The sequence below is a fragment of the Acidocella aquatica genome (assembly GCF_030160635.1).
Taxonomy (GTDB): domain Bacteria; phylum Pseudomonadota; class Alphaproteobacteria; order Acetobacterales; family Acetobacteraceae; genus Acidocella; species Acidocella aquatica.
On the sequence record NZ_BSOS01000060.1, the window covers coordinates 1 to 1,244 of the forward strand.

The 1,244-nt window shown below is 63.6% G+C and carries 1 protein-coding gene; it reads left to right on the forward strand.

Annotated elements, in window-relative coordinates:
- Positions 1-347: 347 nt before the first annotated feature.
- On the forward strand, positions 348-1,244 hold an 897-nt coding region (locus QQJ84_RS09325; protein ID WP_284257893.1), incomplete at its 3' end, for a recombinase family protein.

Sequence of the window (1,244 nt, forward strand, 5' to 3'; positions counted from 1 at the left end):
CCCAGAAACTGAAACTCGCCGCGTGAATTCTACCATTAAGCCCCGTTAAAAACGGGGGGATTACCCCTCCCGCCCCGCTAATGACCAGATAGGGCGCAAACCCGGCAAAGGGGCAGGGCGGCCGATTGTTGGCTTATTGGCCCGCCGCCCCCATTCCGGCACGCGGCTGTGCATTGGTGCGATGACCGCGCTGCCCCCCAATATGTTCTTGCCAAAACTGCGCTGCCTCCCATAAACTGCCCCCCCGGACAGGATGGGGATGGACGCGTGGATCCAGGCCTGACGCCCCCGGTTCATTTCCAATCGGGCGACGCCCCAGGGCGCTTGGCCATATCCGGAACCTAACGATGCGTGTCGCCCTGTATGCCCGCTATAGCTCAGATTTGCAGCGTGATGCCTCGATTGAGGACCAGCTGCGGCTATGCCGCGGTCATGCGGAGCGCCAGGGCTGGACCGTAGTTGACAGCTATTCCGACCGCGCGATCTCCGGCGCCTCGATGCTGCGCCCCGGCTTGCAGGAGCTGATCGCGGATGCCGCCCGTGGCCGCTTTGATATTGTCCTGGCCGAAGCGATGGACCGCCTGTCGCGCGACCAGGAAGATATCGCCGGGCTGTACAAGCGGCTGAGCTTTGCCGATGTGCGGATCGTTACCATTGCCGAGGGCGACATCAGCGAGATGCACATCGGGTTGAAGGGCACCATGAACGCGCTCTTCCTCAAGGATTTGGCGCTCAAGACCCATCGCGGCCTGCGCGGCCGCATTGAGGCCGGTAAATCCGGCGGCGGCAATGCCTACGGCTATAAAATTATTCGCAGCTTCGCCGCCGACGGCACCCCCACGGCCGGCGAACGCGAGATCAACCCAATCGAGGCGGAGACCGTCCGGCGGATTTTCCGGGATTTTGTGAACGGGCAATCGCCCCGGGCCATCGCCCATGCCCTGAACAAGGAGAGCATCCCCGGCCCCAGCGGCGTCGGCTGGGGCCAGAGCACCATCAACGGCAATGCCGAGCGCGGCACCGGCATCCTCAATAACGAGCTGTATATCGGCCGCCTGGTGTGGAACCGGTTGCGCTACGTGAAGGACCCGGCCACCGGCAAGCGGGTTTCGCGGCCGAATCCGCCGGAGAGCTGGGTCGTCACCGAAGTGCCGGAACTGCGGATCGTGGACGATGAACTGTGGCAGGCGGTAAAATCCCGCCAGAGCAAAGCCCGCAATCCGGTTGCCTCATCCCGTGCCTTG